13 protein-coding genes are annotated in these 14,044 nt (G+C 53.3%); 7 read left to right on the forward strand and 6 right to left on the reverse strand.

Annotation, left to right across the window (positions count from 1 at the left end; genetic code table 11):
* Nucleotides 1-10 precede the first annotated feature (10 nt).
* Entirely contained in the window at nt 11-2,146 is a 2,136-nt protein-coding gene (yccS, locus tag V2S86_RS10895) for a YccS family putative transporter (protein WP_330762416.1), read from the forward strand.
* Here the strand turns inward: yccS and V2S86_RS10900 are convergent, their stop codons facing one another.
* The gene (locus V2S86_RS10900) at nt 2,147-2,806 is read right to left on the reverse strand and encodes a TfoX/Sxy family DNA transformation protein (protein WP_330762417.1); all 660 of its coding nucleotides are present in this window, start codon (nt 2,804-2,806) and stop codon (nt 2,147-2,149) included.
* A gap of 233 nt (nt 2,807-3,039) precedes the next feature.
* Here V2S86_RS10900 and sulA point away from each other — a divergent pair, with 233 nt between their 5' ends.
* Together sulA and ompA are read left to right on the forward strand one after the other, a co-directional pair.
* A complete protein-coding gene (sulA, locus tag V2S86_RS10905; protein WP_006320722.1) occupies nt 3,040-3,546 on the forward strand; it encodes an SOS-induced cell division inhibitor SulA in 507 nt (168 codons plus the stop codon).
* Nucleotides 3,547-3,904: 358 nt separating this feature from the next.
* Nucleotides 3,905-4,981 (forward strand): porin OmpA, encoded by a 1,077-nt coding sequence (ompA, locus tag V2S86_RS10910; protein ID WP_330762418.1) that lies wholly within the window; start codon nt 3,905-3,907, stop codon nt 4,979-4,981.
* 96 nt (nt 4,982-5,077) lie between these two features.
* On the opposite strand, the gene matP is transcribed toward ompA, so the two are convergent.
* Entirely contained in the window at nt 5,078-5,536 is a 459-nt protein-coding gene (gene matP / locus V2S86_RS10915) for a macrodomain Ter protein MatP (RefSeq protein ID WP_126481688.1), read from the reverse strand.
* Between the two features lie 209 nt (nt 5,537-5,745).
* Here matP and V2S86_RS10920 point away from each other — a divergent pair, with 209 nt between their 5' ends.
* From V2S86_RS10920 to fabF, 4 genes are all read left to right on the forward strand, one after another.
* On the forward strand, nt 5,746-7,497 hold the full coding sequence (locus tag V2S86_RS10920; protein WP_330762419.1) for a Lon protease family protein: 1,752 nt from the start codon (nt 5,746-5,748) through the stop codon (nt 7,495-7,497).
* A gap of 68 nt (nt 7,498-7,565) precedes the next feature.
* Complete coding sequence (fabA, locus tag V2S86_RS10925) at nt 7,566-8,084, forward strand: bifunctional 3-hydroxydecanoyl-ACP dehydratase/trans-2-decenoyl-ACP isomerase (RefSeq protein ID WP_006320726.1); 519 nt, start codon at nt 7,566-7,568, stop codon at nt 8,082-8,084.
* A 130-nt stretch (nt 8,085-8,214) separates the two neighbouring features.
* The gene (locus V2S86_RS10930; RefSeq protein WP_330762420.1) at nt 8,215-8,742 is read left to right on the forward strand and encodes a winged helix-turn-helix transcriptional regulator; all 528 of its coding nucleotides are present in this window, start codon (nt 8,215-8,217) and stop codon (nt 8,740-8,742) included.
* The gene (gene fabF / locus V2S86_RS10935; RefSeq protein WP_330762421.1) at nt 8,739-10,016 is read left to right on the forward strand and encodes a beta-ketoacyl-ACP synthase II; all 1,278 of its coding nucleotides are present in this window, start codon (nt 8,739-8,741) and stop codon (nt 10,014-10,016) included. The genes V2S86_RS10930 and fabF overlap by 4 nt, the downstream gene beginning before the upstream one ends.
* A 60-nt stretch (nt 10,017-10,076) precedes the next feature.
* On the opposite strand, the gene rmf is transcribed toward fabF, so the two are convergent.
* The 4 genes from rmf to pqiA form a co-directional block, all read right to left on the reverse strand.
* Nucleotides 10,077-10,247 carry a ribosome modulation factor gene (rmf, locus tag V2S86_RS10940; RefSeq protein ID WP_006320734.1) on the reverse strand — a complete coding sequence of 57 codons (171 nt, stop codon included), beginning with the start codon at nt 10,245-10,247 and terminating at the stop codon, nt 10,077-10,079.
* A 273-nt stretch (nt 10,248-10,520) separates the two neighbouring features.
* The gene (pqiC, locus tag V2S86_RS10945) at nt 10,521-11,078 is read right to left on the reverse strand and encodes a membrane integrity-associated transporter subunit PqiC (protein ID WP_330762422.1); all 558 of its coding nucleotides are present in this window, start codon (nt 11,076-11,078) and stop codon (nt 10,521-10,523) included.
* Nucleotides 11,075-12,721, reverse strand: coding sequence for an intermembrane transport protein PqiB (pqiB, locus tag V2S86_RS10950; protein ID WP_330762423.1), 1,647 nt, complete (start codon nt 12,719-12,721; stop codon nt 11,075-11,077). Before pqiB ends, pqiC begins: the two co-directional genes overlap by 4 nt.
* Nucleotides 12,708-14,024, reverse strand: coding sequence for a membrane integrity-associated transporter subunit PqiA (pqiA, locus tag V2S86_RS10955; RefSeq protein WP_330762424.1), 1,317 nt, complete (start codon nt 14,022-14,024; stop codon nt 12,708-12,710). The genes pqiB and pqiA overlap by 14 nt, the downstream gene beginning before the upstream one ends.
* Nucleotides 14,025-14,044 lie beyond the last annotated feature (20 nt).

Raw genomic sequence — 14,044 nt, forward strand, 5'->3', positions numbered from 1 at the left:
GGAGTTTTTCGTGCTCTCTTTTGCACCAGCAATACGCCGTTATACCTACAACAGCAATCTGCTTTATAACCTGCGTATTTTTATTGCGCTGGCCGGCGCAGCCGCCATTCCTTGGTGGCTAGCCATTCCCAAACTCACGATTCCCCTGACTCTGGGAGTAGTAGCTGCAGCATTGACCGATCTGGATGACCGTCTGAGCGGCAGGCTGCGTAACCTGCTGATCACGCTGGTGTGTTTTTTTATAGCCTCCGCCTCGATTGAGTTGCTGTTTCCTTATCCATGGTTGTTCGCCCTTGGTCTAACCACCTCTACCTGCGGCTTTATTCTGCTGGGGGCCTTGGGGCAACGCTACGCCACCATTGCGTTTGGTGCCTTACTGATCGCGATTTACACCATGCTTGGGACATCAATGTATGACGCCTGGTATCAGCAACCGATACTGCTGATCGTGGGTGCCCTGTGGTACAACCTTCTGACGCTGATTGGTCATCTGATATTTCCTATTCGCCCTTTACAGGAAAATTTGGCGCGCTGTTACGATCATTTGGCGAATTATCTGGATGCCAAGGCCAATCTGTTTGACCCCGATGCCGAGCATGCTGCGGACCTGCCGTGGATGGATGTAGCGATGGCCAACAGCACGCTGGTGACCACTCTCAATCAGACCAAAGTCTCATTGCTGACGCGGCTGAAAGGCGACCGTGGCCAACGCGGTACACGTCGTACCTTGCATTATTATTTTGTAGCTCAGGATATTCACGAACGCGCCAGTTCCGCCCATGTTCAGTATCAGGCGCTGAGCCGACAATTCCGTCATAGCGATATCCTGTTTCGATTCCAGCGCTTGCTCAGCATGCAAGCGCGCGCCTGTAGGCAGTTGGCACAATCGATCCTGCTGCGGCAAAAATACCAGCACAACCTGCGTTTTGAGCCGGCCTTCAGCCGCATTGATGAAGCTTTGGCTCGCGTTACTGTCACCCCGGAAAATCGTGAGCTGACCAAAGCACTATCGCACCTGTTGAAAAACTTGCGAGCGATTGACGCACAATTGGCAAATATCGAATCCGAACAGGCGTTGGCCGACGGTCAGACGGAAGAGAACAGCCTGTCAGATGACCGGCTCACGGGTTGGAGCGACATCCGCCTACGTATTAGTCGCCATTTGACACCCCAATCAGCCTTATTCCGCCATGCCATTCGCATGTCGGTGGTGCTGTGCATCGGGTATGCTTTCATTCAATTTACCGGCATGCAGCACGGTTACTGGATCCTGCTGACCAGCCTGTTTGTTTGCCAGCCAAATTACAATGCCACCCGCCGCAGACTAGCGCTGCGTATTATCGGTACGCTTGCCGGCATTCTTATCGGCCTGCCGGTCCTCTATTTTGTGCCTTCACAGGAAGGCCAGATGGTGTTGATCGTCATTGCCGGCGTCCTGTTTTTTGCTTTTCGCACCGTTCAGTACGCACACGCGACCATGTTTATCACCTTGCTGGTACTGCTATGTTTTAACCTGCTGGGTGAAGGCTTTGAAGTGGCTGCACCACGTGTTTACGACACCCTTTTGGGATGCGCCATCGCTTGGGCAGCGGTCAGTTTTATCTGGCCAGATTGGAAATTCCGCCAATTGCCGGCCGTGGTAAACAAAACGTTGAACGCCAACTGCCGCTATCTGGATGCGATTTTGGTGCAATACCATCAGGGTAAAGATAATGGTCTGCCGTACCGTATCGCCCGTAGGGACGCGCACAACAGCGACGCAGAGTTGGCCTCGGTGATTTCAAACATGTCGGCCGATCCCAAGACCGATAAAGTGGTTCAGGATGCCGCTTTTCGCCTGCTATGCCTGAACCACACCTTGTTGAGTTATATCTCCGCATTGGGTGCACACCGTGAACGCATGAACAATCCCGCCACGCTGGCGTTGCTGAATGATGCCGTATGCTATGTCGATGGCGCCTTGCATCAGGAAGAGCAAGGCGGCCTCTACATCGCTCAGGCGTTAGAAAACCTGACTGAGCGTATCCAACTCGGGGCTCCAGAACCAGAAAGCAAAGAGCAACTGGTATTGCAGCAGATCGGCCTGGTCATTGAACTGCTGCCGGAACTCATGACGCTAAAAACGCAGATAGCTAAATCGGCATAATCACGCGAGATCTTTCATCACCCCCCTGATTCCTGGAGTGTGCCCATGGCTAAGCAGAGCCATGGTATGTTCAAACCACTGGGTTAGCTCACTGCGCAGGGCCAGGGGCAAAGCGGCATAGTGATAACCGGCAATCGCCCCACCTAACGAAAGCAGCACCCGCAATCCTAAATTGCGTTGCTGTTGCAACAGCCGCAGAAAGCTGCGCTTGGCACCGTTCAAGCGCAAGTCATAAACATTGCGAATGCCGGCGCGCCATAGTAAACGCTCCATGTTAATGTCGATGTTCGGCAACGTTTTCAGCCGCCCATGAGTACCCGTTTTGACCTGAAGCTCTTGGCAGGCCTCCAGGATAGCCTGCCTCGCCAACCCGATAAGCTCATCCCTTTCCCGCCACAAATATTCATCGACCCAATAATAACGCAGGGTTATCGGTACGCCCCGCTTGGAGTAAACCATATTGACCATTCCGCGGGCGCGAAAAGCGGGCTCCAGGCTACCCGTCGCACGAAGATACAGCTCGCCTTCCGCTACCACCCCAAACATAACGCCATCAGCCAGCAGCCCATAACCGCCAAACTGCGAACGCGTTGTAATGCTCCCTAATGCGCAGAAACACGCTTTGGCCTGTTTGACCCTTTCTATTGATATCCCTTTCATAGAACTTCTCCTTGTGTAGGTTCTAATTGTATTATTTCTCACATCAATGAAATAAAAGTAACGTGAACAAGTAATTAGAAAAATACGCACTATCCGCAGTCCTGCCAATCATAAATACAGTACGTATAAAAAATAATCGCAATTATGCGAGGTACTACGAAAATTTGGGTTGATCTTACTTATCGTTAGCTATACTGTATAAACATACAGTGACACTACGGGCGGGATACTTTATGCGTACTCAATCACTCTACAAACCCCATTTCAGCCACACCTCTTTTGCGGTGAACAATGCTGCGAAAAACACGGATGCCGGTAAAGAAAATGGCCTTATCAGTGAACTTGTTTACAACGAGCATCAACCCGCGGTGGCGCAACTATTGCTGCCCCTGTTGCAACAGTTAGGCAGACAATCGCGCTGGTTATTATGGCTAACGCCGCAACAAAAACTGAGTAGATTGTGGCTTCAGCAGTCCGGTTTGCCTGTCAATAAAGTGGTGCAACTGAGCCAAATTACTCCGCTTGCCACTGTTGAAGCGATGGAAAAAGCGCTTCTGACGGGTAATTACAGTGTCGTGCTCGGATGGTTGCCCGATCTTACGGAAGAAGATCGGCTAAAATTAAGACGTGCGGCAGAATTGGGTAACGCTTATGGGTTCATTATGCGTCCACAACGTGACATAAACCCGACTCAGGGACAGTGTTCCACGCTAAAAATTCACTCTTCTTTGTATCATTAAGTAAATTTAGGATTTTTCCCATCATTTTTATCTCTCTGGGAGGGAACCTTTGGTGGATCAGGTGCAAAGCGAGTCCTGCTGCGGTTCCGCACGAAAAAATACAGACTGAATTGCCCCATTTTTTACCGGTTAGTGTTAGTAAATATGTACGATTCTGCGTTTTTTTTTAGAGCTTTATCACATCACACTTGTAACTTTCGCGCCACGTTGTAGACTTTACATCGCCAAGGTTGCTCTATAACGCCAGAAAAACTGGCCGAGTAACAAACGAGGGCTCAAACCTTGGCGAAGGAATTTAACCAAGGGCTTAAAACAGCTTTAAAGCTCATTGCCTATTTGGATGATAACGAGGCGCAAAATGAAAAAGACAGCTATCGCATTAGCAGTGGCACTGGCTGGTTTCGCTACCGTAGCGCAAGCCGCCCCAAAAGATAACACCTGGTACACCGGTGCTAAACTGGGCTGGTCCCAGTACCATGACACTGGTTTCTACGGCAACGGTTACCAGAATGGTATCGGCAATGGTCCGAACCATAAAGATCAACTGGGTGCTGGCGCGTTCCTGGGTTACCAGGCGAACCAATACCTGGGCTTCGAGCTGGGCTATGACTGGCTTGGCCGTATGCCTTACAAAGGCAGCGTGAACAACGGTGCTTTCAAAGCACAAGGCGTTCAACTGGCAGCTAAACTGAGCTACCCAATTGCTGACGATCTGGACATCTACACTCGTCTGGGTGGTATGGTATGGCGTGCAGACTCCAAAGCTAACTACGGCAATGGCACTCGTCTGAGCGACCACGACACCGGCGTTTCTCCGCTGGCTGCAGTGGGTGTTGAATACGCACTGACCAAAAACTGGGCTACTCGCCTGGACTACCAGTTCGTTAGCAACATCGGTGATGCAGGTACTGTCGGCGCACGTCCAGACAACACCATGCTGAGCCTGGGTGTTTCTTACCGTTTCGGTCAGGATGATGTTGTTGCTCCAGCACCAGCACCAGCTCCGGCTCCAGTTGTTGAAACCAAGCGTTTCACTCTGAAGTCTGACGTGCTGTTCAACTTCAACAAATCTACTCTGAAAGCAGAAGGCCAACAGGCTCTGGACCAGCTGTACACTCAGCTGAGCTCCATGGATCCTAAAGACGGTTCTGTTGTAGTTCTGGGTTACACCGACGCAGTTGGTTCTGACCAGTACAACCAGAAACTGTCTGAAAAACGCGCACAAAGCGTTGTTGACTACCTGGTTTCTAAAGGCATCCCGTCAGACAAAATCTCTGCACGTGGTATGGGCGAAGCTGATTCCGTCACTGGCAACACCTGTGGCTACAAAGCTGGCCGTGCTACTAAAGCTCAGATCGCTTGCCTGGCACCAGATCGTCGCGTAGAGATCGAAGTTAAAGGTATCAAAGACGTTGTAACTCAGCCACAGGCTTAAGTTACCACTGCTTAGTAAAAAACCCCGCAATGCGGGGTTTTTTTTCGTCTATACGCGGTAAGTTTTGCAACAACGGCCCTTTTCTTGCTGGGCAGGTTACTTTTCGTCTTTGCCGAGGATCGCCTTCAGATCCTGTTTCAACGACGACATCTGACTGGCATACTTCTCTTTACGTTCAGCATCTTCGATCAGTTGCACTATCGTCTCTGATAGCGTTACTCCGCGGCGGCGAGCAAGCGCGGCCAGGCGTTGCCATACCAGAAACTCCAGGTCGATAGATTTTTTACGCGTGTGTTGATGTTCTGCGTTAAAATGACGTTTACGCCTTGCGCGGATAGTTTGTTTCATCCGGTTATCGAGTTCCGGATTCATATGCCTGCTAATCCACGTCAGCACTTTTACCGGCTCATTTTCCAGCTTAAGCAGCTCGTCAATGGCTTCCTGAGCTACACTGTTTTCAATGTGGCGGGTAATAGATTCACCTTCCCGGTGCTTTTTCACCAGGTATTTCCATTTCCAACCGCTCTCCAGGTTTTCCAGTTGCTGATATTTCATCTTGAACTCTTCAGTGACCGCGTAACTTTATTAAGCATAACAGCTTTACACCGAATTTCCCCGGCAATTACGCCCCATTTTAGACTGTTTTTTGCACAGTCGTCGCGCGATGTCAAACTCCCTGATGCCAACTGTGACTCTGTATGTATCAAGCTGCCGTTATTCTTGTATAATCGCCCTTTCCCTTTTTGACGATTGCATCTAACACTTTGACCAATAACCGACTTGAATGGCAATCTCTGTTGCCGGACGTTACGCCTTATCAAGCGATATTTGATACCGCCGCTCAGTTGGCACCAGTGCCTTTTGCCGCCATTCAGCCTCGGCTGGAAAATGCATTGACGCTGTTTTGCCACCCACAGTCGCCACCGCGTTTCATGTTGCTGAAAGCGCAGGAAACCCGCGAGTATCTGGCGTTGATTGCCCGAGCGATTGAGCCATTGCAGCCACAGAACACTGCTTTCAAAGGCAGCCACTATGTGATCCAGGGAAGCAAGATAAGCGTAGAGCCTGCCAGCCACGGTAATGAGCCATTTGCCGCCGGTGGCGCCTGTGTGTTTCAAGAATGGGTTGAGCCGGAACAGCTGTTTGGCTGCGTCAGAATTTACAATGATGAAATCTCGCTGCAACCGGGCCTGGTTCATCAGGCTAATGGCGGCGTACTGATTCTGTCGGCACGTTCTCTGCTGGCCCAACCCTTGCTCTGGCTGCGGTTAAAACAAATGATCACCCAGCGCCAGTTCCACTGGGTTTCTCCCGATGAAACGCGCCCGCTTCCGGTCACTATCCCACCGATGCCGCTGGAGTTGCGTCTGATCGTGGTAGGCGATCGCCACGGTCTTGCCGATTTCCATGATATCGAACCGGAGCTGGGCGAGCAGGCCGTCTACGGCGAATACGAAGATGACCTGCAGCTCACCGAAGCCGAGGATATGGTGCAGTGGTGCAGCTACGTCAACACGGTTATCGATGAACAGCAACTGCCCTCGCTGGCGGCAGACGCCTGGCTCCCATTGATGATACAGGCGGTACGCTACAGCGGCGATCAAGGCAACCTGCCGCTCTCACCGTTGTGGATCGGCCAGCAGCTTTCTGAAGCGGCTCTGTACGCAGAAGAAGAAAGCATCACGGCCAAAGCCTTTGAAGCCGCCTTGAATGCGCGTGAGTGGCGCGAAAGCTACCTTGCCGAACGGATGCAGGATGAGATCGAACTGGGTCAGATTCTGATTGAAACCGAAGGCGAAGTAGTAGGTCAAATCAACGGACTCTCCGTGCTGGAATACCCAGGGCATCCGCGCAGCTTCGGTGAACCCTCTCGTATCAGCTGCGTGGTGCATCTTGGCGACGGTGAATTTACCGACGTTGAGCGTAAGGCCGAGCTCGGCGGTAATCTGCATGCCAAAGGCATGATGATTATGCAGGCATTTCTGATTTCCGAACTGGAACTTGATCAACCGCTGCCCTTCTCCGCTTCAATCGTATTTGAACAATCCTACGGTGAAGTAGATGGCGATAGTGCCTCGCTGGCCGAGCTGTGTGCATTGATCAGCGCGCTGTCATTACAACCGATCACCCAGCAAATTGCGGTCACCGGCTCCGTCGATCAGTTCGGTAATGTTCAGCCGATTGGCGGCGTCAACGAGAAGATCGAAGGCTTTTTTGAAGTTTGCCAGCGTCGTGGTTTGACGGGCAAACAGGGCATCATTCTGCCCGCAACTAACATGCGTCACCTGTGTCTGCGCCAGGACGTGGTCGATGCGGTGCGCGAAGGGCAATTCCATCTGTGGGCCGTCAACAGCGCCGCAGAAGCCTTGCCATTACTCACCGGTTACCCCTACTCTGATGAGCAGCAACCGAATCTGTTAGCTGCTATTCAGGAACGAATTGCGCAGGTGAATCCGCAGGAACGTCGACGCTGGCCATGGCCGTTTCGTTGGCTCAACTGGTTCAACCACGGCTGATCGGACTTGTTCAGCGTACACGTGTTAGCTAATCTGCGTCCTTCAATAAAATAAGGCTTACTGAGAACATGGTAGAAAAACGCGACTCCTATACGAAAGAAGACCTCGAAGCATCCGGCCGTGGCGAGCTGTTTGGCGCCGGTGGCCCGCCGTTGCCGGCAGGTAACATGTTGATGATGGACCGCGTGGTCAAGATGACCGAAGACGGTGGCTCCCACAACAAGGGTTATGTGGAAGCGGAACTGGATATCAATCCGGACCTATGGTTCTTTGGTTGCCACTTTATCGGCGATCCAGTCATGCCAGGCTGCCTGGGTCTGGACGCAATGTGGCAGCTGGTAGGTTTCTATCTCGGCTGGCTGGGTGGCGAAGGTAAAGGCCGTGCGTTGGGCGTGGGCGAAGTAAAATTCACCGGCCAGGTACTGCCTACCGCGAAGAAAGTCACCTACCGCATTAACTTCAAACGTGTCATCACCCGTAAATTGATTATGGGTGTGGCTGATGGTGAAGTCCTGGTCGATGGTCAGGTCATTTATACCGCCAGCGATCTGAAAGTGGGCCTGTTCAAGGACACTACTGCGTTCTAATCGCAGTGACGGCGGCCCTTCCCGGCCGCCGTTTGTTTTTCCCGCCGTTATCTTGTTGCGAACTGCAAAGCTCGCATCCATAGCGGCCAATAAGTTACTACAATTATTGTAGTCACCTAAGAGGTGTGCCATGCAAAGAACCCGTTTTGATAACATGCCATGCCCGATAGCACGCTCACTTGATCGCGTCGGCGAATGGTGGAGCATCCTGATACTTCGCGATGCGTTTCAAGGACTGTCAAAGTTTGATGAATTCCAGCAAAGCCTCGGCCTTTCACCCACCATACTGACGCGTCGCCTGAAATATCTGGTTGAAAGCGGCATTCTGCATAAACAACGTTATCAGACGCGACCGGTACGTTATGAGTATTTGCTCACCGAACGCGGCCAGGATTTTTTCCCGGTGCTGGCGGCTCTGTTTCACTGGGGCAACACCCACCTGGCCGATGAAGGCATCACTGCCGAACTGGTCGATCGCCGTACCGGGCAACCGATATACGTGCAACTGGTCGACAGCGTCACCCGACAGCCAATCGCATTGCACGACATCACTTTAGCGCCAGGGCCGGCGGCAAGCGACGGTATACGTCGGCGTGCAGCCCTGATGCAACAAAATCATTCTGCATTACCCCCCGAATTATCCAAGGAGTCACTATGAACAGTCGTCGTATAGTCATTACCGGCATGGGCGCCGTTTCACCACTGGGATGCGGCGTAGAGGCTATCTGGCAGCGTCTGCTAAATGGCCAGTCAGGCATTCGTCCGCTTCCGGAAGCGATCGTGGCCGACCTGCAGGTAAAAATCGGTGGTCAGGTTCCTACGCTGGAACAGGATGCCGAAGCGGGCTTTGATCCCGATCTTTCCGTTGCGCCAAAAGACCAGAAAAAAATGGACCGTTTTATTCTGTTCGCCATGGCGGCGGCCGATGAAGCGATCCGCCAAGCAGGCTGGGTTGCGGATACGGAAGAGAAAAAAGAACGCACCGCAACCGTGATCGCCTCCGGTATCGGCGGCTTCCCTGCCATTGCCCATGCGGTTCGCACCACCGACAGTCGCGGTACCAAACGTCTGTCGCCATTTACCATTCCCTCCTTCCTGGTAAACCTGGCCGCCGGTCATGTGTCGATTAAACACCAGTTCAAGGGCCCGATTGGCGCCCCCGTTACCGCGTGTGCCGCGGGCGTACAGGCCATCGGCGACGCGGTGCGTATGATTCGTAACGATGAGGCCGATATCGCGCTGTGTGGCGGTACAGAGGCCGCTATCGATACTGTCAGCCTGGGGGGCTTTGCCGCCGCACGCGCCATGTCCACTACGCCGCCAGAAGCGGCAGAAAAAGCGTCTCGGCCTTTCGACAGCGCTCGTGACGGCTTTGTCATGGGCGAAGGTGCCGGCATGCTGGTCATTGAGACGCTGGAACATGCGTTGGCACGCGGAGCAACGCCGCTGGCGGAGATTGTCGGTTACGGTACCAGTGCAGACGCCTACCACATGACCTCCGGCGCAGAAGATGGTGACGGTGCCTACCGCGCGATGAAAATTGCTCTGAAACAGGCCGGTGTCATACCCGAGCAGATCCAGCATCTGAACGCCCACGCCACGTCTACGCCAGTGGGCGATCTGGGGGAAATCAACGCGATTAAACACCTGTTCGGTACCGGTGGCGGCGTGGCGGTGACCTCAACCAAATCTGCGACCGGCCATTTACTGGGCGCTGCGGGCGGGCTTGAAACCATCTTTACTGCGCTGGCGCTGCGCGATCAGATCGCACCGGCTACGCTGAATTTGGATAATCCGGATCCGGCTGCCGAGGGGTTAAATCTGGTGGCGAAAAAAGCGCAGCCCATGGTCATCAACTATGCACTGTCGAACGGGTTTGGTTTTGGTGGGGTAAACGCGAGTATCTTGCTGAAACGTTGGCAGGGTGAATAAGGCTAAAACAAAAACCTCCGCTTTAAGCGGAGGTTGTTCCTTTTTATGACAGGGAGCCGCTTAAGCGGTCACAGCCCTGTCCTCCATGGCTTCTCGCCAACCTCCCAGCCATTGAGACCGGCTGTCCACAGTCGTTTTGTAGGGACAATAATCTTTCGAATGCCCTAAAATACCTGCCTGATAACCTTTCGAATGCGCCCTTTCCAGACGATCGCGTTTCTGTCTCTTCATGCCTCGTTTCCCTCACTTTTTTGGTCAGTTGGAAAGAAAACAATGGCTGCTTTTTGCGCAACCACCTATAAGCAATAGCGCTAAATGAAGGGAAGATCAATGCGCAAAATTCACGCCAATGTCATATTTGTGAGCTACGTACGCAGAATTTTCTAAGTGGCTGATATGCCAGAAAAGATGCTAATTCATTGAAATAAAATAAAAATCCCTTCCAGCGAAGCGTTTTAATATCTCTCGCCGGAAGGGATTAGACCGTTTTAGTACAAATTATGACTAAAAATGACCCGCCTGTGAGGCGATAGCCTGGGCTTCCTGCTGCCAGCCCTGCGCCAGCGTTCGGACCAGCGCGTCGTAACCGTCCTCACCCTGTTTCAATTCCAGGCTGAACGGCCGTTTGGTCAGATTGCCTTGATGATTCAGCACCCACTCGCCACGGATAATCGCCTTGCCGTCAAAGCGGCCATGAAAACCGCTGATAGTGACGTTAAGCACATCCTGCTCACTGCTCATCGGCTGAGAAGACACCACCCAACCTGGCAACGCGCTGCTCAGGTTGGTGACCAGCGTCTGCTGTAGCTGTTGATCGAGCGGACTGGCCCACAGGTTGTTTTGGGCGATGACATACTGCACATCATTGGTCTGGTAAACCACACCGTTTTGCGCCAGGTAATCCGCCACGCTGACGTGTTCCAACCACAGCTGACGCGTCGCAGTGCCAGTGCTGACCGGCGCCGACGCCCCCAGCGCCGGCAGTTGGTAGTAGGTTTTCTGTGGTGTGCTGCTACAGGCGCTGAGTAACAGCGCCAGGGCTACCGGAATCCATTTCATCATTTATTGGCCTTCTTCGGCTGAGGATCGTTACTGCCCGCGGCTTCAAATACCAGCGCGTTGCTCTTTTCGTTCAGGGTACGCAGCACGGGCTGCAGTTCACGCAGTACCTGATCAAGACGTTGCATATCACCGACCATCTTGTTGTAGGCCGGAGAACCTGGCTGGAACCCTTTCATGCTGCGGTTCAGTTCCTGCAGGGTTTTCTGCATATCCTGCGGCAGCGCCTTCATCTCTTTGCTGGCGATGATGTCATTCAGCGACTGCATGGTTTTCTGCGTCGACTGCATGGTTTTCTGGCTTTCCGCCAGGGTTTTGGTCGCTTCGTTGATCATCGGGTTCAATGGCATCGAGTTGATCTTATCCAGCGTCTGCATCAGTTTCTGCTGGATCTGCGCCAGACCGCCGCTGGTGGTCGGCATCAGCGGATAACCGAACAGTTCGCGCGGCCCTTTCCAGGCTTTCTCCTGCGGATAGAAGTCCAGATCGATATACAGCGAACCGGTCAGCAGATTAGCGGACTTCAGCGAAGCGCGCATACCACGTGACTCAGCGTCTTTCAGATGGCCTTCGATATCGAAGTTGCCGCCCAGCTGTTTCTGGAAGCGATCCGGCTCAATGCGGATCAGCACCGGAATGCGGTAGTCGTTATCCAAACGCTGCGCCATCCCTTCTTTATAGAACGGCACCTGCGCGACCGTACCGAGACGAATGCCGCGGAATTCTACCGGCGCGCCCGGCTGCAAGCCGCGAACCGAGTCGGAGAAGAACATCAGGTAATCTTTGTGTACGGTATACAACGAGTCCTGGATGCTGCGCTGGTTGTCGAACAACTGATATTCCGTCTTCTCTTTCGCCAGTTCACCGCGATCCCAACCGTCCGGCACGTCAAAACTTACACCGCCGCTGAACAGGGTTGCCAGCGAGCCCATTTCCACACGCATGCCCTGCGCCGACATGTCGAATGCCACACCGCTGTCTTTCCAGAATCGCACGTTGCTGGTTACCAGTTGATCATAAGGCGCCGAAATAAACAGCTGATAACGCATGGCGCGCTGCTTGGGATCAAAGTAGCTGGTCTCTACCGAACCCACGCGATAGCCACGGAACAGCACCGGATCGCCGGCATTCAACTGGCCCGATTTGTCGCTGTCCAGTACGATCCGCAACCCTTTGGCATCTGGAGAAGCCAACGGCGGTGCATCCAGCAGTTGGTAATTATCTTTGCCCTCCTTGCCTTTGGTGCCCGGCTGCAGCTCAATGTAAGCGCCGGAAAGCAGCGTGCCCAGACCAGAAATGCCTTCACGGCCGATCTGCGGTTTAACCACCCAAAAAGCACTGTCCTGACGCAACAATTTATCCATGCCGGCGTTAAGCCGCGCCTGTACCACAACCTTGTTCAGGTCATCGCTCAGCGTCACGGTTTCTACTACCCCGACATTAACGCTGCGGCTGGTGATTTTGGTTTTACCGGCTTCCAGCCCTTCCGCTGTGGTGGTGATCAGCGTCACCTGCGGCCCTTGGTGGCTGAAATGGTAGAACAGGATCCACGCACCGATCAGCGCGGTGACGATGGGAATGATCCACACCGGCGACCAGCGCTTGATCTTTTCAACGTCCGCGACGCTATGATTATTTTCCGTCACCTTGCGGCTCCTTTTTTATTGTCTCGTTTACGCGATCCCAACTCAGGCGGGGATCAAACGTCATGGCTGCAAACATGGTGAGGATCACCACCAGGGCGAACAGCAGCGCGCCAGTAGCAGGATAAATACTCATCAATTGTCCCATCCGTACCAATGCCGACAGCACGGCGATCACAAACACGTCTATCATTGACCAGCGGCCGACAAACTCAACCACTTCATAAATCAGGTGCATTCGTTCGCTGTCGGCCCTGTCTTGCTTCTTGCCGTTGGCATCCCAGCACAACCAGCCAATCGCCAACATCTTCAGTGAAGGCACCATAATGCTGGCGATGAAAATGACCATCGCCACAGGATAGGATCCTTCGCCCCACAGCAGGATCACCCCAGCCATGATGGTGGACGTGATTTTGTTGCCCAGCGCCTCGGTCACCATAATAGGCATTAGATTCGCCGGAATATACAGCATGATCGACGTAAACAGCAGCGCCAGCGTCCATTGCAGACTGTGGCGGCGGCGCACGTAACCATGGGTATGGCAGCGCGGACAATGGGCCAGCTCCGCCGGCAGGACCGCCGTACAACACGGGCAGGAACGCAACCCCTGGCGTAGCCCGATCCGCCCTACCGTCACTGGACGATCGATGCGCGGCATCGGCTCTATGTCATTCCACAGCCAACGGCGATCTACGCACTGGAAGGCGCGTACCTGCAGCAAGCAAAACAGGCAATATGCCGCAAAGCTGCTGCCGACGCCAATATCCCCGTAGGCCATCAACTTAACGAAACTGACCAGCACCCCAGCGAGAAAAATCTCTACCATGCACCAGGTTTTAAACTGGAACAGCATCTTGGCCATCCACTCTTTCAGGCCAAGAGGCATGCGCACCCTGGCGCATAACAAGACAATCGCCACCATGCAAAACGCCGGGATCAACTGAACGAATACCATAAACAGCGTAGCCATGCTGGCGTAGTCTTCCGCCACCATCACCTGCGGGATCTGGATCAGTTTGATTTCGTTACCTATACCGGCAACGCGCATATTGATAAACGGGAAAATATTCGCCAGCAGCAACATAAACAAAGCGCTGACGGCATAGCCGATGGGCCGCTTGCGCGGTTCTTCCCAGCGGGAGCTGAGGGTCGTTTTACAGCGCGGACACACCGCTTTTGTGCCATATGCCAGCGGCGGCAACGCCACCATCATGTCGCATTGCGGGCACAGCATCAGGTTGTCCTGTTGCCGTTCAGCAGGCTTTGCCTGGCTGTGCTGCTCGTGATTGTCGTGGGAACACACCATATTCCTCCTTAATAACGTTG

The organism is Serratia sp. C2(1) (genome assembly GCF_036352655.1).
Lineage (GTDB): Bacteria > Pseudomonadota > Gammaproteobacteria > Enterobacterales > Enterobacteriaceae > Serratia > Serratia inhibens.